The sequence below is a fragment of the Candidatus Methylacidiphilales bacterium genome, from assembly GCA_033875315.1.
GTDB lineage: Bacteria > Verrucomicrobiota > Verrucomicrobiia > Methylacidiphilales > CAZTYG01 > JANRJG01.
Genome location: JANRJG010000006.1, coordinates 39259 through 63692 on the forward strand (window position 1 = coordinate 39259; position 24434 = coordinate 63692).

Here is a 24434-nt window from a genome sequence, read left to right on the forward strand (position 1 = left end):
ATGTTTGCTCCATCCACCCTTCTCGATCTTGCCTCCACCGCCCACGCGACTCTTTTTGATGGGGCCGGCCAGGCTTGGGAGGTTCTTCCGCGTATCGCCGCCTACCTCGATGCCAATCTCCGGCCGGGCAACCATGGAAGGGTTGTCGGCACCCCCCATATTGGTGGGCGCGTGTTCATCGGCGAGGGCACGGTGGTTGAACCCGGCGCCTGCATCCTCGGTCCGGCCTGGATCGGCAAGGACTGCCACATCCGCCACGGGGCCTACATCCGCGAGCAGGTCATCGTGGGTGACGGCTGTGTCGTTGGCAACAGCACGGAGATCAAAAACAGCGTATTATTCAACGGCGTCCAAGTACCCCACTTCAGTTACGTCGGTGATTCCATCCTCGGTCACAGGGTCCACCTGGGAGCGGGGGTGATTCTCTCAAACTTTCGGTTAGATGGCCGGCCTATCATGGTGCGTGCCGGGGGAGACAAGATCCCGAGCGGCCTGCGCAAATTCGGGGCCATCATTGGTGACCGGGCCGAAGTGGGCTGCCATTCAGTCCTCAACCCCGGATCGGTCCTCGGCCGGGAAGCCCTTGTCTATCCGGGCACCATTTGGCAGGGCTTTCTTCCCGCCGGCAAGACAGCGCGGATGCCCGAGCCGTTCGGTAAAATCGTCGGTTGATTCCCAACCAGCCTTGCTGGTTTGCCGGTGATGCGGCAGCCCGCTTGATGTTTGACTGCTGCTTGAGGTGCAAGCAGGGACAAAAATTCAGCAACAGATTGGCTATCAGAGCCTACCTCCGGCCGGACTGGAATAGCTGGAAGGCGATGATCGTCTGGAGGAATCAGCGCTGGCCGGTATTGGGGGGGATGATTTGTTCGGCGGCGGGGGTGGTCGGCGTGGTGCTGGTCGGGGTGACGGAGTAGGTGGCGGACGGGGCGCCCTCATTCCAGCGCAGGGCCAGGGCCCGGCCTTTCTGGTAGCTGCCGTTCCAGTCGCTGACCTGGGTGATGCCCTCGCCCTGGACCAGGATGGCGTGGGCGCCGAGTTCGGCCGCTTCTTTCTGCATGGCGCGCAGAATGGCATCGTCGGAGGCAAGGGTGCTGGCCTTGCTGCCGACGGTGCCAATGACGGTGTAGGGCCGTGCCGGCTTTTCAAAGAGGATTTCCACCTGGGCAGAATTGGTCGGCTGGTAGAGGGTGCTGCTGGTGCGGGCAGCCGAGCCGGTGGTGCAAGAAGTGAGGGCCAGAAGTCCGAGAACAGCGGGAGCCAGGATCAAGACGAATGGGATGCGGGCGCTTTTCGTTTGGGTGATCATGACCTCAAAAGGAGCGAGCCGCAGGAGGGACAAGCTAAAAGTTGAAGGAGGGCGGATGGGGGGATCCAGTTTTAGGTTTTAAGTATTGAGTTTAAGCATCGGAGGGTAGGTCTCAAAACGAAGACGGGAAAGTTGAGGCAGATGCTAGATGGCGGATTTTCGGGAACTGGAAACGGAAAACTGAACACTGAAAACAGGGAACGGGGAACGGGGAACGGGGAAGGGGGAAGGGGGAAGGGATTCCCCGTCTACAGAGGGCTGCGGAAGGCGGAATGGTCAGGGGACGCTGTACGTGAAACGGTAGAACATCTTGTTGGCGGATGTGGGGAAATTCCGAACGATCATTCCATTGGCGTCCGAGGTGATCGTGGCGACATCGGTCCAAGTCGTCAGGTCGGTGGAAGATTGCAGTTGGTAGTCGAGGTTGGCGGCGGCGTTGCAGGTCAGGGTCATGGTGCCATTGCCGTTGAGGACCATGGAGGTCGCGGAGTCAGGGAGTACGATCAGGCTCAAGTTGCCGTTGACGTCGAAGGGATTGGACCATTTGGGGTCGGTGTAGACGTTGGAACCGGTGAGGGTTTTGAGGAAGGCCTCGAGGTCGGCGCGTTGCTGGGCGGTGAGATTGAGGTTTTGCACCTGGCCGCCGGGGCGTTGCAGGCGGGGGTCCAAGTTGGTGTTGTTGGCGGGGATCGCATTGTAGTGGGCGATGACCGCAGCCAGCGTGGTGAGCGACCCGTCGTGCATGAAAGGGCCGTTGGTGGTGCTTCCGCCGGGAGCCATGAGATCACGCAGGCTGGGGGACCGGGTATTGGTCAGGTCGGTCCCGCCGGAGAGAGAGGCGACGATGCCGTTGTTGCGGCTGTTGGGATCGATGTCGAATTCCGGAGGGCGGTGACAGCCGGCGCAACCGGCACCATTCGGACCCGGCGCGGCGAGGTAGAGGGCCTTGCCGGCATTTTCGTTGGCGGTGAAGTTGGGGAAGTTTTGATTCTCCCCGTTGACTTGGGCCCGGCCGGTATCGTATTTGCTGTCGAAGGACTGGATGCTGCGCACGAATTGGGCCAGGGATTGTTGGATACGGGATTCCGTGATGTCCGGAGTGTCGAAGGTCATGGCGAAAAGGACGCGGTATTCCGGGATGGCGGAAAGTTTGCTCTCGAGATCGGTAAAGGCGGGGTCACCGGAGGTGCCGCTGAAGCCCATTTCGGTGTGGTCCTGGATGGGCTGGGTGGTCTGGGCCTCGAGGCTGGCGGCGCGTTCGTTCCAAAAGAACTTGGCCTCGGTGCCGAAGCGGGCATTGATGAGTCGCATGGAGTGGCGGCCGGTGGTGCCATTGACGCCGACGCTGGCGGTGGCGTTGTCGGAGAACGCATGGGCCTGCTGGTGGCAGGAACTGCAACTGACGGTGTTGTTTCTCGAGAGGCGTTTGTCGTGGAAGAGGACGCGCCCGAGGGTGGCGCCTGCATCGGTGATGGGATTGCCGGAGGTGTTGTCCTTCGTGATGTAAGCGGGTTTGGTTTGGTTGGCGTAGTTGTCCAGGGAAGTCAGGTCAATGACTCCGTTTTGAGCCTGTAATGGAAGAGGGAGCAGGAAGATCAGGACCGGGAAGTGCCGGTGACCCAATTGCAAAGTAGAGAGAAACATAATAGGGATCAGGAAGGTTGAAGGACTTATGAGTAAAACAAATAGAAGTGCAAATAGTTGCGCCGGTTTTTAAGAAAATGCCAGATCGGGAAGGACTGAGATCGGCTTCAAGCGCCACGGAGCGGGGATGCGGCTTACTAAATCAGGGTTCATCAACCCTCCAAGGGGCAATCGGCAACTGATCCGGCCCTTCATGAACCTTTCCCCAAGGTTCTTGGATTTGGGATGGTTCTTCCACTCCTCTTGTGATCAGGAACCGAAATCAGGGGGTGATTCCCGGAATCGCGCCGCCAATGATCTGGTTCATGCCCACCAGCTCCGAGAACAGGCCGATGTTGCCGGCCAGGAACCAGAGGGAGAAGGAGGGTGGTTTTTCGTGCCGGATCAGGAGGTTGAACGCCAGGGTGAGGGGCAGCACGACGCGGCAGACGGTGCGGGCTTCCGCCCAGACGGCGGGTCCGAGCACAAGCAGAAGCAGGGCGAAGCCGATACCCATGCGCCAGAAGGGGTCATCTTGGTGTTTCTTCAAGTTCAGGGCGAGGTAAAGGGATTGCACGAACAAACAAAACGGAATGGACAAGGTGAGCAGACCGTACAGAGAGGGATGTTTTGCAAAGGAGGCCCAAAATTCACTCAGGGCGGGCCAGACAGCGGTCAAAGGGAGGGCGAAGTTTCCAGAGCCCACGAGTGACCCATGTGCCCTGTAAAGGAAATGGATGTAAACCAACCAAAGGGCAAGCGGAAGGAGGACCAGTGTCAGACGGAGCAGGGAGGAGGGCCACGATGCTGGGTTGTGGAAGCGTCCTTTCCAAACGGCGAGGAGCGAACAGCAGGCGGTTTCGCGGGTGAGGAGGGATAAGCTGAATAAGGTGTTGCCGGCGTATCCCGGGAAAGTCACGGCTGCCAGCCCGAGCACTGCGGAAGGCAGGTCGGTGAGTGATCTGGTTAGGGAAAAAAGCGACCCAGAGCCGAGGGCGCAGGCCACCAAGCAGGACAGGTCCCTGATGGACTGCAGCCTGGTGATCCGGGCCACAAGGACCAGTAGAGCCAGCCAGCAAAGCGGATTGATGAGGGCGAATACCTGGATTTTGCGCACGGGATCCTGGTTCCAAGTGGCCAACCAGACCAGGGCGGGCATGAAGATGCGACGAGCCCGGTAGCTGGGGCTGTCCAAAGCCCGGGTCAGTCCGGGGTGACGGAGCGTGGGGTCGAAGGCCATCTGGACATAGTATTGCGCGTCATAGCCCGCGGGGGAATTGCGCGGCGGGGCCAGTTTCCGGATTTCGGGAAGGCTTGTTTGTTCATGCGATTGCCCGAACAGAATGAGACGCTCGAGTCCCCTGGGTTTCTGGCATGCGAGCACGAACCAATGGGGCGGGATGGATAGCAGGAGAAGCGCGGCTGCGGCGGCACATACGATGACTGCGCCTTTCCCCGACCAAAAGTCCGTCTTAAACACTGGGATCCGCCGTTTAATCGATCAGGAAGGAAGCGTCGAGGAGGTCATCCATGCGGACGTTGGTCAGGATCCACACGCCGGTCTGTGGGTCGAGGCGGTAGAAGAACTGCCAGCGGAGGGGTTTCTTCTCGGTGGAGACGAGGTAGGTGAGCAGCCGCAGGCGCGGGCTGAGGGGGCGGTTGTCGAGCAAGTTGTAAGAAAGAATTTTGCCGTATTCTTGTTCGGACTGGCGTGCCTTCTCCTCGAAGGCCTTGACGGCGGCGGCCTCGCCGGCCAGTTCACTCCCGAGAATGAGGTCGGCGAAGGCTTCCGGGATGGCCCCGCTCTGGAGATTGATGAAAAATTTCTCGTTCTTGAGGAAGACGGGTTCGGGCGGCTTGGCCGAAGAGGGGATGGAAGGGAAGTAATTGCGCAGATCATCGGCCTTGAGATTGGCCAGGGTCCAGTCGTTGCCGATGGGTGCGAAGAAGAGGAAGCGCCAGCGGACAGGGCGTTTTTCGTGTTCGACGATGTAGGTCAAAAGGAGGAGGCGGTCGCCGATGCGGCGGCTATCGAGCAGGTTGTAGTATTTGATCCGTCCGTAGGCCTGGATGCTGCCGCGGGTGACCTGGGTGAAGCTGTCGATGGCATCTTTTTCCTGGAGAAGCTTGGAGCCGTCGAAGAGTTTGAGGAAGGCCTGTTCGATGGACTGTTCGGCGAGGGTGGAAAAGAAGAGTTTGATGCGTTCCTCGACACGGGCGGGGAGGGTGTTGTCAGAAACGGTGTTGCCGCGGGCCTGGACGGGTTCGATGGGCCGGAAGGGAGCCGGGTTCTGCGCGGACAGATGCTGGGTGATGGAGAATAAACAAAGGAAGAGGAGGCGGGAAAGGAAAACGGTGGGAGCTGACCGGGCGGACTGGGAAGCCCGGCTACCCTGGGGTGGGGACAAAGCGGGACGCTGGAAAAGGCCGTTCATCGGGGTTGCAGAAGCGGCAGGAGACGGGATTTGCCGTCCCGGACCAGGGTGGTTCCATGGGCGAAGGCGCAATGTTCAAAGCCAAGTTTGGCTAGGGGCCCGAGCGAGAGACGCAGGGCGGCCGGGTCGGAACAGTATTTGTCCGGGAGGCGGGAGAGACCGGTTTCCGCGAGGTTGATGAGCGCATCGCCAAGGATGAGCAACTTGAGGTGGGGGATGTGAAGGGCGTGTTCCCCGGGGGCTGCCCCGGCGAGGGGCAGGGGGTGGACGCCGTGGATGGAAGGGGCGGTTTCCAGGACGACATCGGGCTTGTAGGAAATGTCACGGGTCGCCATGGCGGAAAAGGCCGTGGGGATATTGAAGGATTTTTTCCAAGCGACGGAAGCTCGCTCGTGGTTGCCGTTGGTCAGCACAATCAGGACGGGCTGGCCGAGTCCGAGAATGGCATCGCGCACTCCCGGGACTTCTTCGATCGGGTCGACAAGGATCACCTTGCCCTCGTGGCTGAAGGCGTGGGCGGTGAGGGTGACGCGTGCCGTTGGGGAATGGGCGGACCATTCCACCAAACCGGGCAGCGGGAAGTGGCATTCCGGTTTGGTCGCCATCGGTTACTTCCGGATCACGTGGGTATAGGCCCGGGCATCGAGAAGCGAGGAGGCTTCGGAGGGATTGGCCAAACGGATTTTGAAAATCCAGGCCTTGCCGTATGGATCGGAGTTGACCAGAGCCGGGTCGGCGGTGAGGTCGGGGTTGGTGGCGGTGATTTCGCCGGAAAGCGGAGAGTAGATGTCGGAGGCCGCCTTGACACTCTCGACCACCGCCACCGGTTCCTTGGCGTTCACGCTCCGACCCACTTTGGGAAGTTCGACAAAAACGACGTCACTGAGTTCGTTCTGGGCGTGATCGGTGATGCCCACGGTGGCGGATTCGCCCTCGAGGAGGATCCATTCGTGGCTTTCGGTGTATTTGAGCGTTTCGGGGATGTTCATTCGGGTTTGCGGTAGAAGGGTCGCTTGACGATGACGGCGGGCAGTGTGTTGCCACGGACTTGGATTTCCAAGGTATTTCCGAGGGTGGCTTCGGGGGTTTCCACCAGGGCCAGACCGATGCCTTTACGGAGGGTGGGGGAAAGGCCTCCACTGGTGACCTTGCCGATGGGGCGTCCGGACTTGAGGACGATGTAGTCGGCGCGGGGTGGGGCACCGGGACCGGTGACTTCAAAGGCGATCAACTTGCGGGCCGGTCCGTTTTCACGCTGCTCACGAAGGACTTCGCGCCCGATGAATTTTTCCGGTTTGTCGAAGGAGACAAACGAGGAAAGGCCGGCTTCGAGCGGTGTGATGGTTTCATCGAGTTCGTGTCCGTAGAGGCTCAACCCGGCTTCGAGACGGAGGGTGTCACGGGCACCGAGTCCGATGGGGACGCAGCCCAGGCCGCGTCCTTCCTTGAGGAGGGCTTTCCAAAGATCCTCGGCAATGGCATCGCTGAAAAAAAGTTCGAACCCGTCCTCGCCGGTGTACCCGGTGCGGGAAACGAGCACGGGTTGTTTGTTGAACGCCCATGTTTCGATGGCGTTGCGTTTGGGGGCGTGGAATTCGTCGGGAAAGACCTTTTGGATGACCTGGACCGCCCGGGGGCCCTGAAGGGCGAGGGCGGCGCGGTGGTCGGGGTCGAAGTCCAGGGTGGCATTGGCATTGAGCCACTTCTTCATCCATTTGAGGTCACGCTCGGTGCGGGCGGCGTTGACCACGAGGAGGAAGTTCTGGTCGTCGAGGCGGAAAACGAGGAGGTCGTCGACGACGCCGGCGGACTCGTTGAGCATGAGGGTGTACTGGCCCTGGCCTGGGGAAAGCTGTCGGACGTCGTTGGTCAGGAGGGTGTTGAGCCAGGCTTCCGAGGAAGTGCCGGACACGAAGACCTGGCCCATGTGGCTGATATCGAAGAGGCCCACGGTGTTGCGGACAGCGGCATGTTCCTCAAGGATGCTGGTGTAGTGGACCGGCATTTCCCAACCGCCAAATTCGATCAATTTGGCCCCGGCTGCCTTGTGCAGGGTGTAGAGCGGAGTCTGCCGGGGTTTGGAATCAGCGGAAGGCATCTGGACAAACTACCGGAGCGTCAAACGAGGTGTCAACCGTCGCCTAAGTCTTCCAAGTCTTGTGATTCGTCTTTGGGCAAATAGCTTGAGCTGAATGCCTTGGACAATGAATCGGGCGAAATCGCGGGTTGGGATTGATGCGACGCCGGGATAAGGTCTAATGGGGGTATGCGCAAAAGGCTGAATCAACCTGAAACAGCCTCCGTCATGCCGCGACGGTTCAGACCGTCGACGGGATTGCTTGAGTTGATGCGTTCGGTGGAAAGGCCGGGTTGGATCAACCTGGGTGCCGGAGTGCCTTCGCCCAAGCTGCTGCCGGTGGCGGCCCTGCAAAAAAGCTTCGTCCGCGCGGGGGCGAAGAACGGCCTGGCCATGTGGGCCTACCAGCGACCGGAGGGGCATGCGGGTTTGCGCGAGGCCCTGGCGGAACGCCTGCGCAACCGAAAGGTCCGAGTCGGGGCCTCCGAAGTCCTGGTGACCAACGGGTGCACCCAGGCCCTCCATCTGGCCCTGGCCTTGCACACCCGGCGTGGCGGCGTGGTGGCCTGTGAGTCGCCGTGTTATTACAACTTGCTTGAGCAAATACACGCGGTGGGGGCGAGGTCGTTGTCCCTGCCGGGTGATCCGGTGCGGGGACTGGATGCCGATCGGATCGCGCCGTGGCTGGAACAATGGCGGCCCGACTGCCTGGTGGTATGTTCCACCCTCTCCAATCCGGGCTGTGCGACCATTCCGGTGCGGTGTCGCGCGGCCCTGGTGGACCTGTGCCGTCAGTTGGGCGTGCGATTGATCGAGGACGACATCTATGGGGAATTGCGTGAGGGTGGGGCCCTGCCGCCCCTGCGATCCTACGACGACGGTAGCACCGTGACCTATGTTTCGTCGACTTGCAAATCGGTGGCACCCGGCTTGCGCGGTGGGCTGATGCTCCCGGGCGACCATTTCGAGCAGGCCGTCAGGCGCAAGTGCATGAGCGATCTGCACGGCCCGACGGTGGCCGAGTCGACCTTGGCGGCTTTTTTGGAATCTGGCGGGATGGAGCCGCACTTGGAGCGCCTGCGTGCGGCCTGCCATCGGAGGCGGGCGCGCCTGCGGAAAGCGGTGGTGCGGTACTTTCCGGCGGGCACGCGGGTGTCCGATCCGGAAGGAGGGTTCCTTCTCTGGGTCGAATGTCCCGGTCGGGTGGATCCGGGACGTTTGCACCAGGAGGCGGCGAAGCGCGGTGTGTCTTTTGCCCCCGGGGAGATTTTTTTTGACCGCGCTTCTCCGAACACCTGCATGCGTTTGAACGCCGCGCGGGCGGAGGAGTCGGAACTGGAGCGCGGGGCCGGCCTTATGTCGGAAGCTTGGGCGGCGTGTGTTTGATTGCGTTCTTGCTAGCATGCAACGTGTGTGTTAGTTTCAGCCGGCATGTTGCGGTTGCAACGAACCTAGGCACCCGATCCTTGCATCCGTTCTAAAGTATCAATCCTCCTGCGCATGGCCTCCATTCTTGTAGTTGATGATGATGTGGGGATCCGCTCCCTGCTTCGGCTGTTGCTGGAGCAATTGAGCCACACGGTGAAGGAAGCGGGCGATGGGGTGGAGGCCCTGGCCATTGCGGCACAGGGCGGGATCGATGTGGTCTTGACGGACTTGATCATGCCGGAGAAAGAAGGCATTGAGACCATCATGGAATTGCATCGCAGGTATCCGGATATGAAAATCATAGCGATGTCTGGAGGAGGCGTGGGCCGGGTGGAGGATTACCTGGCCATGGCTTCGCGGTTGGGGGCGGTTCAGACGTTGAAAAAGCCGTTTGGTTTGAAGGAATTGAACCAAACGCTGACCCTTGTCTTGGCCGCACAGAAACCGTAGTTCGCTTCGGCACTTCTGGCTGGCTGCGACTGGGCAGAAAGTGCCTTTTGTGGTAAAATATTCCTAGTCAAGGAATTATGGGTTCCTGATGATTATTGGCAAACTCCTTTCAGAGAGGCTATTGCGCCAGCGTAAGAAAACTTGGCACAGCACTCGCTATTTGAAACGATGATCTTCAACACCCATCAGGAGCAAAGATTATGATCCATTCACTCTATCTTCTGGTGGCCAGTTCCATAAAACCCCTGCTCAAACGCATAAGCGGTCAAACGCTCATCGAATACGCGATGATCCTTGCCCTGATCTCTATGGTCACCGTGGCGGCTTTGACCCTGATGGGGGGACAATTGCGCACTTTTTTTAGCAGGGTCACCTCGCTGCTCACCTGATTCGCCTCAGATGGACGCACTAGCTCGCAGACTCAGAAGCTTTCTGCGAATCAACATTCCGCTTTATTAGAGTTGATAGATTTGAGTGGTGATGCTGCCTCGCGCATGGATGAATCTGAAATTAACTGTAAAAAATGTTGGTAATCACAACTGTTTTGAATCTAAACTTTAATAGTCGTTAGTATCAAATAGAACCATCAACCAAAGAAAACATATGCTCACCCCCTTGTACACCCAAGCCGTCAGTTGGTTCACTTGCCTCAAAACCCGTAAGGAAGGCCAGACGCTGGTTGAGTATGGTTTGATCCTGGCCTTGGTGGCGATCGTCGTCATCGCTGTGCTCACCGTGCTGGGTCGCCAGCTCCGGACGCTGTTCAGCAGGGTCACCTCGGTTTTGACCTGATTACGGGCCCCTGGCTATCAAGCATCAGGACTCCATGCGTTGCAAGCATGTACGTCTGTTTTTTCAGCGGTCGTGTCGGAAAAACATCCCAACGATGGCCAATGAGGCCAGCGAGCTCAGGGGCATGACCACCGCCGCCAGCAAAGGACCCACCAATCCGGTCAGGGCCATGGCTATCATGACGAGGTTGTAGATCAGGGAGAATATCACGGTGGCCAGGGCCGCGCGGCGACGTGTCCCGGCCAGGGCCAGGAATCGACTCAGACCGCTCAGGTGGTTCCCGAGGATGTAAAAGTCCGAGCGCTGTTCCAGCAAACCCCGGTCGACAGCCGGGGTGCCACGACACCAGGCCTCGTTGAAGGCCAGCGAGTCATTGGCTCCGTCCCCCAGCATCAGGGTGTGGCCGCTGCCGATGGTCCGCAAGCGCGCTCTCTTTTCCTCCGGGGTCAGGCCGGCGAACACATTGTCGTCGGCGAAGCCAAGGGTGCGGGCCAGGGCCTCGACTTTGGCGGAACGGTCGCCACTCAAGATCCACAAATCATAACCGGCCGCCCGCAGCGCGTCGCATTCTCCATCGGCGCCGCGGCGTACTTTCTCGGCGAATTCGAATTGGGCCAGGACCTCCCCACCGCAGGAGAAAACCGTGCCGCCGCAAGGAGCCCCGGCCCAGGACGCCCGGCCCAGTCGCCAGATTGTCTTGTGGCCTGGATCACAGGCTTTATCCGCTCCCTGCGGTCCGGTGGTGCATTCGATGCCGTTCCCAAAGGTTTCGTGCATCTGGAGGGCAAGTGCCGGACGGGGAATGCCGCGTCGCATCAGGGCTTCGCGAAGGGCCCGCGAGACGGGGTGGAGGCTGGATTCGGCCATGGCCAGAAGTATCGATTGTTCCTCCCGGGTCAGGCGGTCAAGCGGGGATTCGGATTCCAGAACCGGGGTATCGAGGGTGAGGGTGCCGGTTTTGTCGAAAACGATGTGTTGGATCGCTCGGGCCCGGGGCCAGAAGTCCGAGCGGCGCACAAAAAAACCCATGCGTCGGGCCGCGGCGGTGGCCAGTTCGTAGGTCAGTGGAACAGCCACCCCGCTGGCGCAGGGACAGGAAACCACCAACACGGCGACGAGGGCACGCCAAGCCGTGTCCGGATGGCCCATGAACATCCAGGCCAGTCCGCCGAGGGTGGCGATACCCACCACCGCGAACAGATAGAAGCGGATGAAGCGTTCCAGGAAGAGATCCCGTGGAGGTGGAGGGCATTCGGCCTGGAGCAGGGCGGGCAGGAGGGCCTGGTCCCACGATTCAAGGGCCTCGAAATCAGCGGCAACCATGCCGACATGCTGGGCGCCTGAGGGCACCACGGCGCCCGTATGTGTGACCTGGGGTTCGGATTCGCCGTTGATCCAGTCGAGCGCAAAAGCGGTTTCCTCTGAAAGCAAACGGGAGCGCACCGGCACGTGTTGCCCGCTATTGAGACGATAGGTCCATCCGGTTTGGATTTGGTCGGGATTGACCGGCGCTTCCGATCCGGGATCGAGCCTCCGGACTGGGCCGGGTTGGAAGCGGCGTTGGAGAAGACGGTTGCGGTTGGCTTCGACCGCGCGTTCCTGGACCCAGCGGCCGACGAGCATGAGGAAGGTGAAGACGGAGACGAAGTCGAGGTAGACGAGATCGCGGTTTCCCGTGGCCCAGGCCAGGAGGGAGGCGGAGTAGGCGGCGGCCAGTCCGAGGGTGATGGGCAGGTCGATGTGGATGATGCCGGCGCGGAGTCCGTTCCAGCTCCGTCGGGCGAAGAGGCTGCCTCCAACCACCAGGCTGAGGGTGGCCAGGACCAGGGCCACGGCATCCAGCACGGGAACGACCGGTTCGTGCGGATCGATGCCGAGGTAATGCGGCAGGGTGAAGAGCATGGCATTCATGGCGAAGGCCCCGCAGAGGCCCAGCCGCCGACCGGGTGCGCCGTTCCGTGGCGCAGGAGCGATCCCTTCTTTTCGTGGACCCAATTGATAACCAAACTGGGCCAAGAGCCGGGCGAAAGCCGGAAGGTCGCATTGCCGGGGGGTCCAGGCGAGTTCCAGCAGGCCGCTTCCGGCATGAACCCGGGCTTCGACCGCGCCGGGCTGGCGGGCGAAGACCTTTTCCACCAGCCAGACGCAGGCCGCGCAGGAAATGCCCTGGATATCCAGACGGGTGCGGGCGATTCTGGTTTGTGAGGCATCACCCTCGCGCTGGATCTCGGCAAGCCAATTCCATTCGGACTGCTGGAAGGGATGGAGTCCTACCGGAGGGGTGGGGTCCTTGATTTCGTAGTAGCGGTCGAGGTTTTCCCGGTGGATCAGGCCGAAAACGAACTCGCAGCCACTGCAACAGAAACGTTCGGTTTCACGGGCGGTCTCGAAGGGGGTTCCGCAGTGAACGCAGAAAATGCGCGGTGGCTGGGCGGTTTTCACGGGCAGAGAGGGCAGGCTTTGGATGCGGGTACAAGGAGCGGCCAGGCCAGGCGGGTGGCCACGATGAGGCAGGCGATCAAGGCCAGGCCTTGTTGGAGTCGTCGCAAGGACGGGGGGGGGAAGAAACGTTGCAGGGCACCCGCTTGGAGGCGGACGGTTTCGAGGAGGGCGACGGTGCCGAGACCGAAGCAGGCCATAAGAAGGGCACCGTGCGTGGCGGAACCGGCCGCAGTGGCGGTGCCGGCGGCGAGCAGCAGGGGGCCACAGGGGATCAAGGGTGTGAAGAAGCCGAGCAGGAGCGCGCCGCGCCAGCCTTGGAGTTGTGCGGCACGTTGGAGGGGTGAACGCCAGGATGCGGGCAGTCGGGCAAAGCGGGCCGGATCCCAGGATAGGGCGATGGCGGCAAAGAGCAGGAGAAAGGCCCAGGGAAGTATTTTCCAGATGGGCTGACCCAGCATCTGGCCGAGCGAGGCCCCGCTCCAACCCAGGGCCGCGCCCAACAGGCTGTAGGCCGTGATGCGGGCGCCGTGGTAAAGCAATCCGTCCCGCAGCCGGGCGCCGGGTCTGGCGGGACATGCGGTACAAGCGAGGGGGCCACACATGCCGGCGCAGTGAAGCGAAGTAACCGCACCCGCAGCCAAGGCGGCCAGTGGGGTGGCGAATTCAGGGGTCATGGGCGGGTGATGCCGATTGGGCGGCGGGTTCCGGCGGTAGTTTTTGCACGGGATGACGGCTGGCCAGAATGAAAAAAACCGTCCATGCCACGATGGGCAGGCAGAATAGGATGATGAGCAGGATCCAGGGTCGCTGGCGGATGAAGTTCATGGGGCGGGGGGTGGGCCGTCGGGGCCGAGGAAGGGCACGCGGCGGCGGAGGGTCAGTTTGCCGTCCTCGGTTTCCAGGCGCAATTGAAGGGTGAGGGAACCACGGAACCGGTCGCGGGGAATTTGGAACACGATCGGTTGCTGGATCTCGCACTCGGCCGGGATTTCCACCACGTCCCCGAAGCCGGATTGGATCAGGCCGGGGGCGGGGGATTCGACACCCAGGCGGAGCCGGAGGGGGTGGTGTTCTTTGTTGGCCACGCGGACCATGAACTGGTTCCGGATCATGTTGCCATCGAGATAATAGGGAGCCCCGGTCATGCGCAGCACCGTGAGGGAGGCCGGCTGGAAATAAGTGAGGGCATAGCCGGCGACACAGGCGCCCAGGGCCAGAAGGATGGAATACAGGACGATGCGTGGCCGGAGCCAGCGGGTTTTCCTGCCGGCCAGTCCGTTGAGGGAGTCGTAGCGGACCAGCCCTCGGGGACGCTCCAGTTTGTCCATGATTTCATCGCAGGCATCGATGCAGTTGGCGCAACCGATGCATTCCATCTGCAGACCCTGGCGGATGTCGATGCCGGTGGGGCAGACCTGCACGCAACGGCGGCAGTCGATGCAGTCCCCCGTGGTGGCGCCCGCCTTGCCCCGCGGTTCGCCACGTTTTTCGTCGTAACCGATGACGAGCGAGTGATCATCGATGAGGGCGGATTGGAAACGCCCGTACGGGCAGAGGATGATGCAGAACTGTTCGCGGAACCAGGCAAAGTCGAAGTAAAAGACACCAGCCAGGGCGAGAACAAGGAGGAAGAGGGGAAAGTGATCGGCGGGGGACTGGTGCATCATGGCCCAAAGGCCGGGGATGGAGACGAAGTACGACAGGGCGATGTGGGCGACGATGAGGGAAAGGAGGAGGAAGAGGGCGTGTTTGAATCCGCGCTTGAGCCATTTTTCTGCGGACCAGGATTGTTGGTCGAGGCGGCGGCGGGCGGGGGCATCACCTTCGATGAGTCGTTCAATGGCGCGGAAGACATGCTCCATGAAAAGGGTTTGGGGGCAGGCCCAACCGCACCAGACGCGGCCGAGGAGGGCGGTGAGGAAGAAGAGGGAAAAGCCGAGGCCGGTGATGAAGAAAAAGAAAAGCCAGAGGTCTTGGGCGGCGGCGGTCAGGCCGAAGAGGTGGAAGCGGCGGTCGGCGACATCGAGGAAGACCGCGGGATGGCCGCCGATTTGAATCCAAGGAAGGGCGATGAAGATCCCCAGGATGATCCAGCCGGATAAACGGCGGAGGAGGGTGAATGGGCCGCGGACATCGGCCGGGTGGAGGAAGTGTCTGGATCCGTCCTCATTGATGGTGGTGACGGAATCCCGCTCCGGTAGGCGGGGCTTCATGGGGAGGAGGCGGGAGGCTGGTGGTGACTGAGGATATAGGCGGCTACTTCGTTGATCTTGCGGGCCCCCAGAACCGGGCCCCAGCTGGGCATGCCCTTGGCTTGAACCCCGTTGGTGATGGTCTGCACGATCTGGGTGGGGTTGCCGCCGTGGATCCAGGTGGCGTCAACGAGATTGGCCCCGATGCCGCCCTGGAGGTTGGCACCATGGCAGGAGGCGCAGGTGGTGTTGAAGGTGGCCTGCCCGGCGCTGCTGGCACCGGGGTCGCGGCTCATGGCCCATAGCTGAGTGTCGGTGAGCGGGCCGGTGGAACGGGCGGCGGCTTTGGCGGTGAGGGCGGCGAGGTTTTTGTCCAGCTTCTCCTGTGGGGTGAGGGACCCGCCGGCCCGGTGCAGGAGGAACCAGTAGGCGAGTGAGAAGATGATGGCCCCGTAGAAGGTCCAGAGCCACCAGTTGGGGAGTTTCTTGTCGAATTCCTCGATACCGTCGTAGGTGTGGGAGCGGATGGGGTCTTCTTCGGGGGGGCGCGGGTTGGTGCTCATGGCTGGTTGGGGGTGCGGGGTTGGTCCGGCTCAAGGGGGAGCCGGGAGAGGCGTTCGATTTCGCGGTCAGGCGAGCGCAGGACGCGGACCACGACCGCGATGAAGACGGTGGCGATGAAGACAAAGGCCATGGCCACCAGGAGGTGGGTCCATTCGGGGAAGGTGACGTGTTTGAACATCAGTGGGCCTTGGCTTGGGTGGCCACTTTTTCCGAATGGCCGAGTTTTTGCAGATAGGCGATGAGGGGGATGATTTCGGTCTCGGCCCGGGCGTTGACCCCGGCGGCCTGGAGGTCGGCGGTGATGGCGGCGGCTTGCTCACGGACCTGGGTTTCGATTTGATCCGGTGTCAGATCGGCGAAGGGTACACCGAGCATGCGCTGGACCCGGATCTTGGAAGGCAGTGCGGAGTAATCGGCCTTGTCCGAGAGCAACCAGGGATAGGCGGGCATGATGCTGCCGGGCGAGGTGTTCCGGGGGTTGTTCATGTGCTGGTAGTGCCAGAGATTGGGGTATTTTCCGCCGACGCGGTGGAGATCGGGGCCGGTGCGCTTGGAACCCCATTGGAAGGGGTAATCGTACATGGATTCACCGAGTTGCGAGGGTTTTCCGTAGCGCAGGGACTCGGCGACGAAGGGCCGGACCATCTGGCTGTGGCAGTTGTAGCAGCCTTCGCGGATGTAGAGGTCGCGCCCGGCCAGTTCCAGCGGGGTGTAGGGAATCTGGCGGATGCCATCGATCTGGGTGGTGCGTTCGAGCAGGATGGTGGGAAGGATCTGGATCAGGCCGCCGGCGGCCACGGCGATGAACGTGAGGATGGTGAAAGGGAGCGAGCTGGCGAGGAGGCGGTTGTACCATTCGGCCCAGCTTTTGAGACCGCCCTCGAGCTGGATGACGGCGGCGGCGCCGACGAGGATGAGGATGGGGAAGGCGAGGAGACTGAGGCCTGCCGGTAGGAACATCCAGAGGAGGGCGGCGCCGACCAGGAGGGTGCAATAAACCACGGGGGCGTTGAGGAAGGAGCCTGCCAGGTTAAGCGAGGGTGCTTGTTCGGGTTCGACCGGGACATCAACCGAGCCATTGATCGTTTCCGCGCCGACGATGGTGCGGAGGAGGTTGTAGGCCATGAGGAGGAATCCGACGATGTAGAGGGTGCCGCCGAAGGCGCGGGTGATGAACATGGCGCGGGCGGAGAGGAGTGGGTCGAGGAAATTGGGATAAGCCAGAACCCCTTCGTCGGTGACGGCGTTGAGCATCAAGCCTTGGGAGATGCCGGAGACCCACATCGAGGCGATGTAGAGGAGGATGCCGGTCATCCCGAGCCAGAAGTGGAGGTCGGCGAGTTTGACCGAGTGGAGGGGACGGTTCCAGAGGCGTGGGGCCATCCAATAGAACATGCCGGCGGCCATGAAGCCGTTCCAACCGAGGGTGCCGCTGTGGACATGGCCGATGGTCCAGTCGGTGTAGTGGGAAAGGGCGTTGACCGACTTGATGGCCAGGAGGGGGCCTTCGAAGGTGGACATGCCGTAGAAGGTCACACCGGCGGCAAAGAATTTCAGCACGGGGTCGGTGCGCAACTTGTCCCAGGCGCCACGGAGGGTGAGGAGGCCGTTGAGCATCCCGCCCCAAGAGGGGGCCCAGAGCATGAGGCTGAAGAGCATGCCGAGGGACTGGAGCCAGACCGGGAGGGCGGTGTTGAGCAGGTGGTGGGGTCCGGCCCAGATATAGATGAAGACCAAGGACCAGAAGTGGACGACCGAGAGTCGGTAGCTGTAGACCGGGCGGCCCGCGGCCTTGGGCATGTAGTAATACATGATGCCGAGGATCGGCGTGGTGAGGAAGAAGGCGACGGCGTTGTGGCCGTACCACCACTGGACCAGCGCGTCTTGAACGCCGCCGAAGAGGGGATAGCCATGGAGCCATCCGGTGGGGATTTGCAGGTGGTTGACGATGTAGAGCATGGCCACCGTGACGATGGTGGAAATGTAGAACCAGATGGCCACATAGAGGGTGGGCTCGCGGCGGCGGGCCAGGGTCCAGAAGAAGTTGACGCCAAAGGTGACCCACATCAACACGACCCCGATGTTGATGGGCCAGATGAGTTCGGCGTATTCCTTGCCTCGGGAGAAGCCGAGCGGGAGGGTGATGGCGGCGGCGACAATGATCAATTGCCAGCCCCAGAAGTGGAGCCAGGAGAGGAAGTTCGAGGCGAGGCGGGCTTTGACCAGACGCTGGGTCGAGTGGTAGATGCCGGCGAACATCATGTTGCCAACGAAGGCGAAGATGGCGGCGTTGGTGTGGAGCGGGCGCAAACGTCCGAAAGTCAGCCAGGAGGTGTCGAAGTTGAGGAAGTGGAAGGCGAGCTGGAAGGCGATGAAGACGCCGGCGGCCATGCCCACGACACCCCAGAAGACTGAGGCCAGCATGAACCAGCGCACAATGGTGTCATTGAATTCGATGCGCAAAGTCGAGGGTGAGGAAGTCGATTCGTTCATGGTTTCATGGGTTATGGGTTTGGATCTGATCGGGTAAGGGAGACAGGGTGGCTGGGAGGCCGGAGGTGCTTTTTCGTCCGGAAACGGGGATTTCATCGGCCAAGGGCATCAGGCTTTCCCTCTCGGGGTTGGAAGCACCGGAGCGCTGGCTCCAGAGAAAAGCGACCGCGAAAAAAGCCACCAAAAGGAGGCTGACGAACATCGTGAGCAACAACACATTCATCGCGAGCTTGTGCGTTTTAATTCAACCATTGCTCAGATGCAACATAAAAACTTATAGATAAGAATACTAATGATTAAGGAATATAATCTTATAGCGAACCTGCTTGCTGGAATTTTATAAACGTATCCGAAGGCAGTTTCATACAATGACCAAAATTGGGTTGTAAAAATTGTTGTTACTCATTTTGCACCAATAAGAAGACCTTTCCATTGACCGATTGGATATCCAGTGCAAAAGTCAAGATGTGGAGGGGCTTTACGCCAGACCATTTCCAATCTTCCGAAAATGATTTCGTGAGGCTTTTTCGCCCGCTTAAAAAGCTGCGGTTTTTCAAGCGCGGATTCAACATTCTACTCTTTTTCGGCTTCTTGTTCGCTCTGACTGCCGGAGCTGTTACCGTCTTTTCAATAGTGAGGACGGAAAAATCCAACCAGCTGGCGATCGGTGCCCATGAAGTGGCTGTCAGGCTCGAAAATCTCAGGTTCTCGCTGCAAATCATGAGTCTCAGCTACCGGACATATTTATTCACCCAAGATCCCGAGCTTTTGGTTCGCTTTGAGCAAGCTGCGAAGGAAAGCCGGATATGGATGCAGCAGTTGGAGTCGGATTTCCGGGATTCACCTCTGGAATCGGAACAGATGCGCAAGTTGGTTGATTTATACCGTGAACGGATGAAATTGGCTCGGGAGAGTCGTACGACCCTTGAATCCGAGGGCTTGGGTGCTCTCGCGGAAAAGATGAAAGACACAGCCAGACAGAATCTTCCTTTTTTGATGGATGAAATAGTGGCCAGATTGATTCAGGAGCAGGCCGATTCTGTCAGGCAACATGAAAGACGGGCAAAGCGGGATTATCGGATTTCCAGCACAGCCATTTTGGCCTGCGTGGCGAGCTGTCTTGGTTTCGGATCGTGGGCGGTATTCCTGCTGAACGGAGAGGTGGCCCGCAGCGCCCAACGCACCCTCGCGGCCATGGAAGCGGAGCGTCTTGTCCAGCAAATGAATGATCAGCTGGAAAAACGCGTGCGGGAACGCACCGTGGAGTTGGAATCCGCCAACAAGGAACTTGAGGCCTTTGCTTACTCGGTGGCGCACGACCTTCGAGCCCCCCTTCGTGCCGTCAGTAGCTATGCCCATATACTCACCGAGGACTATGCTGCAAAACTGGACGCAGAAGCCATGCGCATCACAGGCGTCATCACCGGGGAGTCGCGACGCATGGGAGTTTTGATTGATGAACTTTTGAATTTTTCCAGGATTGGCCGGCAACAGATCAATCATCAAATAGTGGATATGCGGGGTATGGCCCAGTCTGTTTTTGAAGAACAGCTGGCTGTACATGGGCGATCTGGTGTTGGATTTGACCTGGGTGATCTTCCTCCGGCAGTGGGGGACAGAATCCTCCTGAGGCAGGTGTGGTCCAATTTGATCGATAATGCGATCAAGTACACGCGCAATAGACCAGAGGTATTGATCCGCATCAGGGGGTCGGTGTCGGACGGTTTTTTGAAGTATGTTGTGGAAGATAACGGGGTGGGTTTTGACCCGCGCTTCACCCACAAGCTCTTCGGTGTCTTCCAGCGGTTGCACACCCTGGATGAATTCGAGGGGACGGGCGTCGGCCTGGCCATTGTGCAACGGATTGTTTCGCGCCACGGCGGACAGGTTTCGGCCGAGGGAAAGCCCGGAGTTGGCGCGGCTTTTTCTTTCACCCTACCCCAACACCCTGATGGAAACCCCCAACATGCCTGATTCCAGAGAAGTCGTCGTTCTCCTCGTGGAGGACAGTCCGCAGGACGCGGAGATCACCATCCGCACCCTGAAAAAGAAAAACCTCGTGAACAGTGTGGTCCATCTCAAGGATGGGCAGGAGGCACTGGACTGGCTGTTCCAAGAAGGCCCCTACGCAGGTCGCAGCGGCCCGGTCGTGCCCAAAGTGATCTTGCTGGATCTCAAGCTCCCGAAAGTGGACGGGCTCGAGGTACTAAAAGCCATCCGTGCGGATGATCGCACCCGCCTGATCCCGGTGGTCATCATGACGTCTTCGCTCGAGGAGCGGGATCTGGTCCAGAGTTATTCCCTCGGAGTGAACAGTTACATCGTCAAGCCTGTGGACTTTGAGAATTTTTCCGCCGCGGTCGCCGAGGCGGGACATTACTGGTTGTTGGTCAATCAAAATCCCCTGATCTGAAAGACGCATGAATCCCGCTTCCCCAGATTCGCCTGTTCCGTTGCGTGTCCTGATGCTTGAGGACAACCGGGTGGATGCGGACCTGAACCGGGATTCCCTCTGCCGCGCGGGATTCGCCCCGGAGATCAAGGTGGTGGTTAGCGGTGCGGCCTACGAGCAGGCGTTGAATGAACCCTGGGACCTCATCCTGGCGGATTACAATTTACCGGATTATGACGGGCGCATGGCCTTGGATTTCCTAACCCGGAGCGGGCGTGACGTCCCCTTCATCCTCATTTCAGGAACGCTGGGTGAAGAGCATGCCGTCGAAGCCATCCGTTCTGGTGCGGATGACTACCTCATGAAGGACCGCTTGGGCCGGTTGGGGACTGCGGTCCGGGCGGCTTTGGAAAAAAAGCGCCTGAGGAATGAAAAACGAGCCGCCGACACCGAGGCCCTGATCCAGCGGCAGATTCTGGAACAAACGGGGGAAGTGGCCGGGGTGGGCGGTTGGCGGATCGATTTGAAGGACATGCGTTTGGAATGGACGGAGCAGACTCGCCGGATCCACGAAGTGGAGCCCGGTTATCGGCCCGACATCGATACGGCCATCGATTTTTATGCCCCAGAGGCTCGTCCGGTCATTCGAAAGGCGGTAAATGATTGCATCCTTTACGGAACGCCATGGGATCTGGAACTCCCTCTCGTTACGGCCAAGGGACGCTCCATTTGGATAAGGGCCCAAGGCAAAGTCGTGAGGCATATGGACCACCCCATCTACCTTGTGGGTGCTTTCCAGGACATCACCCAGAGGCGTTTGCAAGAGACTCGACTCCGCCTCTTGAACCATGCCGTTGAGAATCTCACGGATATAGTGATTGTCACGGATGCCGAGATGCTGGATGAACCAGGTCCGAAGATCGTTTTTGTCAATCCCGCCTTTGAGCGCATCTCCGGTTATACGGCCGCGGAAGCCCTTGGTCGCAGCCCGCGCATGCTCCAAGGGCAGCAGACCAGCACGTCAGAACGGAAGCGGATTCGCCAAGCCTTGGAACAAAAAGTTCCGGTCCGCGTGGAATTGATCAATTACAACAAGTCCGGTGAAACCTATTGGATTGAAATGGAAATCATTCCCTTGTTCGACCTACTTGGGAAGTGCACCCATTTTGTCGCGGTTCAGCGTGAAATCACCCAGCGCAAACAGTCGGAGACCCAAATAGCCCGGCAGGCCGCACTGATTGACAAAGCCCATGACGCCATCCTCGTGCGCGACATGGACTACAACATCCGCTTTTGGAACGCCGCGGCGGAGCGGATCTACGGATGGAAGGCCGAGGAAGTCCTTGGGCGGAGTTCCCGCGAATTGATTCCGATAGATCGGGAGGGATTCGATTTGGCCACCGAGGAACTCGTACGTGCGGGCAGTTGGAGCGGGAAAGTGAAACACCGGGCCAAAGACGGACGGATTTTGGATATTGATGCCAGTTGGACCCTGCTCCGTGACACGGATGGGCGCCCCGAGTCCGTTCTCGTCATCAATTCCGACATCACCGAGCACCTCAAATTGGAACGGCAGTTCCTCCGAGCCCAGCGGATGGAGAGCATCGGAACCCTGGCGGGCGGAATCGCCCATGATCTAAACAACATGCTCGCCCCCATCCTCCTCTCCATCGATACGCTGAAGATAGGTGAGACCAACCCCATGCGTTTGAAGATCCTCGACACCATCCTCAACAGCACCCGGCGCGGAGCGGATATAGTCAAGCAGGTTCTGCTTTTCGGGCGCGGAGTCGAGGGTCAGCAGGTGCCGGTTCAACTTGGCCAGCTCCTGACGGAAATCCACCGGTTCGCAGTGGAAACATTCCCAAAAAACATTTCTCCCAGCGTGCGCGTGGAGGAGAAGCTCCCGTTGGTAAGGGGCGACAATACCCAACTCCACCAAGTCCTGTTGAATCTTTGTGTGAACGCCCGCGACGCCATGCCCGACGGTGGGAAGTTGGTGCTTTCTGCCAAAACCATCGTGCTCGACGAAAAAGAGACCAGTCAGTATGTGGATGCCAAGCCGGGGGTTTACGTCTTGATGGAAGTGGAGGATTCGGGGGCCGGTATACCCCCGGAGATCATCGACCGGATCTTCGATCCTTTTTTTACCACCAAGGAAATGGGCCGGGGAACAGGCCTCGGTCTTTCCACTTCCGCCGCGATCATCAAAAGCCACGAAGGATTCATGCGGGTTTACAGTGAATTGGGCAAAGGCACGACCTTCCGGGTTTATTTGCCGGCCGTGGCGGAAAAAAACGACAAAACGCAGGAGTTCCACGCAAACATTCTTTCCCGGGGCAGGGGGGAAATGGTTTTACTCGTGGATGACGAGGTATCTGTCCGCGAAATCGCCCGGCAGACCCTCGAAGCCTTCGGATACAAGGTGCTCATGGCCCGGGATGGTGCGGAAGCGATTGCCCTCTATGCCGCGCAAAGGGAGTCGGTCGACCTGGTCCTGACCGACATGATGATGCCGGTGATGGATGGGTCGACCCTGATCCAGATCCTGCGACGGATGAATCCCGATGTCCGCATTGTAGCCGCCAGTGGGTTGTGTTCGAATCAAGACTCCTTGAAAGCAGCCTCTTTGGGGGTGCCCCATTTCCTGCCCAAGCCTTTCACTGCGGAAGAACTTCTCGGGACCCTCCGGAAGGCTCTGGATGAGGGGCCGACTGGAAAACCCTCAGGCGATCCTGCTCCTTGAGAGGGATCCATTCACCCGGGAGGAGCCCGGAGAGTCCATATGCCCCGATGGCAGTCCGCACCAACCGTAGGGTGGGGTGCCCGACGGCGGCGGTCATGCGTCGGACTTGGCGGTTTTTTCCCTCGTGCAGGACCAGTTCGATCCAGGCATCCGGGATGTGTTTGCGCAAACGGATGGGCGGGACCCTGGGTGGGACCACCGGCGCAGGATCAAGCAAGCGGGCCTGGCAGGGGAGGGTTTGATGGCCGGCGATCAGTACGCCGGCAGCTAGCCTGGCCAGTGTTTCCGCGGTGGGGATGTTTTCCACTTGGGCCCAATAGGTCCGGGGGTGGGCGTGCTTGGGGTCGAGCAGGCGGGTGTTCAATCCGGGCTCATCGGAGAGGAGGAGAAGCCCCTCGGAGTCGGCGTCCAGTCGGCCTAAAGGATAAACATTTGGCGGAAGGTGGAAGTCGGCCAGCGTCCGCCAGGATGAGCCGCGTTCCGGGGTGAATTGGGACAGAACGCCGTAGGGCTTGTGGAAGGCGAGGAGCATGTACGAAGATTTAAGTTTTAAGAATTAAGTTTTAAGTGGTTGGCCATGAGAAGCCAGAACATCAAACCTCAAACTTTTAACTTTTAACTAATTCCCACTGCGCTTGACACTGACCATGACTTCCAACTTTTGATCCTGGGCCCCCTTGTAGGTGCCGCGGAGCGGGGCGACGTCGTGATAGTCGCGGCCGATCGCGACTCGCACATGACGTTCGCCCGCGGTCTGGTTGTTGGTGGGGTCGAGTCCCCACCAAAAGCCGCCCGGGAGGCAGGCTTCGACCCAGGCATGGCTGGCGGCGGCGCCCACCAGGGCCGGGTCCTTCTGTGTGGGGTCATGCGATTCGATGTAACCGCTGACGTAACGGGCCGGGATGCCATAGGTGCGTAGGATCGAGATCATGAGGTGGGCGAAGTCCTGGCAGACACCGCGCCGCAGGCGGATGACTTCGTCGAGCGGGGTACTGACGTCGGTGGTGCCGGGTTTGTATTTGAAATTTTCGTAGATCCAACGGTTGAGCCGGAGGAGGGTGTCGCCGAGGGGTTGGTCCGCGCAGATGAAGTTTTTCTTCAGGGGCAGCAGCACCTTGTGCAGCGGGACATGGGTCGAGGGTTGGAGGAAAGGGTAGATTTTCAGCAGGCGGCTGTTGAGAATCTGGCGGGCCTCGGCCACGGCGACGTCGAGCACATTTTCAGGCGGGGTCACGGCGGAGGTTTCGACCTCGGCATGGGAACGCACCACCAGGCGGTTGTGGCGGAAGGGAATGGAGAAGAACTCGACATGGTTGCCGAAATGGTCGGTGTAGTTCTGGATGCGGGTGGCGGGGTGGACTTCCAGCCGTCGTTTGATCACCCGCTGGTGGAAGTTGGTCGAAGGGTTGACGCGCAATTCCCCATAGGATTCCGAGGCGGGGACCCGGTAATGGTATTCGGTTTGGTGGGTGATGCGGAAGCGCATGGCGG

24 protein-coding genes are annotated in these 24434 nt (G+C 60.0%); 8 read left to right on the forward strand and 16 right to left on the reverse strand.

Annotated features, from left to right (window positions below; all coding sequences use genetic code 11):
* On the forward strand, positions 1 to 672 hold the full coding sequence (locus SFU85_01985) for a UDP-N-acetylglucosamine diphosphorylase (protein MDX6765538.1): 672 nt from the start codon (positions 1 to 3) through the stop codon (positions 670 to 672).
* A 163-nt stretch (positions 673 to 835) separates the two neighbouring features.
* On the opposite strand, the gene SFU85_01990 is transcribed toward SFU85_01985, so the two are convergent.
* The 7 genes from SFU85_01990 to gcvT form a co-directional block, all read right to left on the reverse strand.
* Entirely contained in the window at positions 836 to 1309 is a 474-nt protein-coding gene (locus SFU85_01990) for a hypothetical protein (protein ID MDX6765539.1), read from the reverse strand.
* Positions 1310 to 1585: 276 nt separating this feature from the next.
* Positions 1586 to 2953, reverse strand: a complete 1368-nt coding sequence (locus SFU85_01995; GenBank protein ID MDX6765540.1) for a cytochrome c peroxidase — start codon at positions 2951 to 2953, stop codon at positions 1586 to 1588.
* A gap of 262 nt (positions 2954 to 3215) precedes the next feature.
* Positions 3216 to 4412 (reverse strand): hypothetical protein, encoded by a 1197-nt coding sequence (locus SFU85_02000; GenBank protein MDX6765541.1) that lies wholly within the window; start codon positions 4410 to 4412, stop codon positions 3216 to 3218.
* 13 nt (positions 4413 to 4425) lie between these two features.
* Complete coding sequence (locus SFU85_02005) at positions 4426 to 5367, reverse strand: hypothetical protein (protein ID MDX6765542.1); 942 nt, start codon at positions 5365 to 5367, stop codon at positions 4426 to 4428.
* Positions 5364 to 5972: a hypothetical protein gene (locus SFU85_02010; GenBank protein ID MDX6765543.1), complete on the reverse strand. Its 609-nt coding sequence runs from the start codon at positions 5970 to 5972 to the stop codon at positions 5364 to 5366. Before SFU85_02010 ends, SFU85_02005 begins: the two co-directional genes overlap by 4 nt.
* Positions 5973 to 5975: 3 nt before the next feature.
* Complete coding sequence (gene gcvH / locus SFU85_02015; GenBank protein ID MDX6765544.1) at positions 5976 to 6356, reverse strand: glycine cleavage system protein GcvH; 381 nt, start codon at positions 6354 to 6356, stop codon at positions 5976 to 5978.
* Positions 6353 to 7465 (reverse strand): glycine cleavage system aminomethyltransferase GcvT, encoded by a 1113-nt coding sequence (gcvT, locus tag SFU85_02020; GenBank protein ID MDX6765545.1) that lies wholly within the window; start codon positions 7463 to 7465, stop codon positions 6353 to 6355. The genes gcvH and gcvT overlap by 4 nt, the downstream gene beginning before the upstream one ends.
* 249 nt (positions 7466 to 7714) lie before the next feature.
* Here gcvT and SFU85_02025 point away from each other — a divergent pair, with 249 nt between their 5' ends.
* From SFU85_02025 to SFU85_02040, 4 genes are all read left to right on the forward strand, one after another.
* Positions 7715 to 8830 carry a PLP-dependent aminotransferase family protein gene (locus SFU85_02025; protein ID MDX6765546.1) on the forward strand — a complete coding sequence of 372 codons (1116 nt, stop codon included), beginning with the start codon at positions 7715 to 7717 and terminating at the stop codon, positions 8828 to 8830.
* 114 nt (positions 8831 to 8944) lie between these two features.
* A complete protein-coding gene (locus SFU85_02030; GenBank protein ID MDX6765547.1) occupies positions 8945 to 9322 on the forward strand; it encodes a response regulator in 378 nt (125 codons plus the stop codon).
* Positions 9323 to 9522: 200 nt separating this feature from the next.
* Positions 9523 to 9711, forward strand: a complete 189-nt coding sequence (locus SFU85_02035; GenBank protein MDX6765548.1) for a Flp family type IVb pilin — start codon at positions 9523 to 9525, stop codon at positions 9709 to 9711.
* Positions 9712 to 9925: 214 nt separating this feature from the next.
* Positions 9926 to 10114, forward strand: coding sequence for a Flp family type IVb pilin (locus tag SFU85_02040; GenBank protein ID MDX6765549.1), 189 nt, complete (start codon positions 9926 to 9928; stop codon positions 10112 to 10114).
* Positions 10115 to 10177: 63 nt separating this feature from the next.
* Here SFU85_02040 and SFU85_02045 read toward each other — a convergent pair whose 3' ends face one another.
* From SFU85_02045 to ccoN, 7 genes are read right to left on the reverse strand one after another with little or no spacing between them, the layout of a single operon-like run.
* Positions 10178 to 12556: a heavy metal translocating P-type ATPase metal-binding domain-containing protein gene (locus SFU85_02045; GenBank protein ID MDX6765550.1), complete on the reverse strand. Its 2379-nt coding sequence runs from the start codon at positions 12554 to 12556 to the stop codon at positions 10178 to 10180.
* The gene (locus SFU85_02050) at positions 12553 to 13230 is read right to left on the reverse strand and encodes a sulfite exporter TauE/SafE family protein (protein ID MDX6765551.1); all 678 of its coding nucleotides are present in this window, start codon (positions 13228 to 13230) and stop codon (positions 12553 to 12555) included. Before SFU85_02050 ends, SFU85_02045 begins: the two co-directional genes overlap by 4 nt.
* Positions 13220 to 13381 carry a hypothetical protein gene (locus SFU85_02055; GenBank protein MDX6765552.1) on the reverse strand — a complete coding sequence of 54 codons (162 nt, stop codon included), beginning with the start codon at positions 13379 to 13381 and terminating at the stop codon, positions 13220 to 13222. Before SFU85_02055 ends, SFU85_02050 begins: the two co-directional genes overlap by 11 nt.
* The gene (ccoG, locus tag SFU85_02060; GenBank protein ID MDX6765553.1) at positions 13378 to 14769 is read right to left on the reverse strand and encodes a cytochrome c oxidase accessory protein CcoG; all 1392 of its coding nucleotides are present in this window, start codon (positions 14767 to 14769) and stop codon (positions 13378 to 13380) included. The genes SFU85_02055 and ccoG overlap by 4 nt, the downstream gene beginning before the upstream one ends.
* Positions 14766 to 15311 carry a cbb3-type cytochrome c oxidase N-terminal domain-containing protein gene (locus tag SFU85_02065; protein ID MDX6765554.1) on the reverse strand — a complete coding sequence of 182 codons (546 nt, stop codon included), beginning with the start codon at positions 15309 to 15311 and terminating at the stop codon, positions 14766 to 14768. Before SFU85_02065 ends, ccoG begins: the two co-directional genes overlap by 4 nt.
* Positions 15308 to 15490 (reverse strand): hypothetical protein, encoded by a 183-nt coding sequence (locus SFU85_02070; protein ID MDX6765555.1) that lies wholly within the window; start codon positions 15488 to 15490, stop codon positions 15308 to 15310. The genes SFU85_02065 and SFU85_02070 overlap by 4 nt, the downstream gene beginning before the upstream one ends.
* Entirely contained in the window at positions 15490 to 17805 is a 2316-nt protein-coding gene (ccoN, locus tag SFU85_02075) for a cytochrome-c oxidase, cbb3-type subunit I (protein ID MDX6765556.1), read from the reverse strand. The genes SFU85_02070 and ccoN overlap by 1 nt, the downstream gene beginning before the upstream one ends.
* A 516-nt stretch (positions 17806 to 18321) precedes the next feature.
* On the opposite strand from ccoN, the gene SFU85_02080 reads away from it, so the two are divergent.
* Genes SFU85_02080 through SFU85_02090 form a run of 3 tightly spaced genes read left to right on the forward strand, consistent with a single transcriptional unit; the run spans position 18322 to position 22943 of the window.
* Positions 18322 to 19779 (forward strand): ATP-binding protein, encoded by a 1458-nt coding sequence (locus SFU85_02080; protein ID MDX6765557.1) that lies wholly within the window; start codon positions 18322 to 18324, stop codon positions 19777 to 19779.
* Entirely contained in the window at positions 19772 to 20218 is a 447-nt protein-coding gene (locus SFU85_02085; protein MDX6765558.1) for a response regulator, read from the forward strand. The genes SFU85_02080 and SFU85_02085 overlap by 8 nt, the downstream gene beginning before the upstream one ends.
* Positions 20219 to 20225: 7 nt before the next feature.
* Positions 20226 to 22943, forward strand: a complete 2718-nt coding sequence (locus tag SFU85_02090) for a PAS domain S-box protein (GenBank protein ID MDX6765559.1) — start codon at positions 20226 to 20228, stop codon at positions 22941 to 22943.
* Here the strand turns inward: SFU85_02090 and SFU85_02095 are convergent.
* Together SFU85_02095 and SFU85_02100 are read right to left on the reverse strand one after the other, a co-directional pair.
* Positions 22858 to 23475 (reverse strand): pseudouridine synthase, encoded by a 618-nt coding sequence (locus SFU85_02095; GenBank protein MDX6765560.1) that lies wholly within the window; start codon positions 23473 to 23475, stop codon positions 22858 to 22860. The two genes, SFU85_02090 and SFU85_02095, sit on opposite strands and share 86 nt — an antisense overlap.
* A gap of 87 nt (positions 23476 to 23562) precedes the next feature.
* Positions 23563 to 24429 (reverse strand): transglutaminase family protein, encoded by an 867-nt coding sequence (locus SFU85_02100; protein MDX6765561.1) that lies wholly within the window; start codon positions 24427 to 24429, stop codon positions 23563 to 23565.
* Between the last annotated feature and the right edge of the window lie 5 nt (positions 24430 to 24434).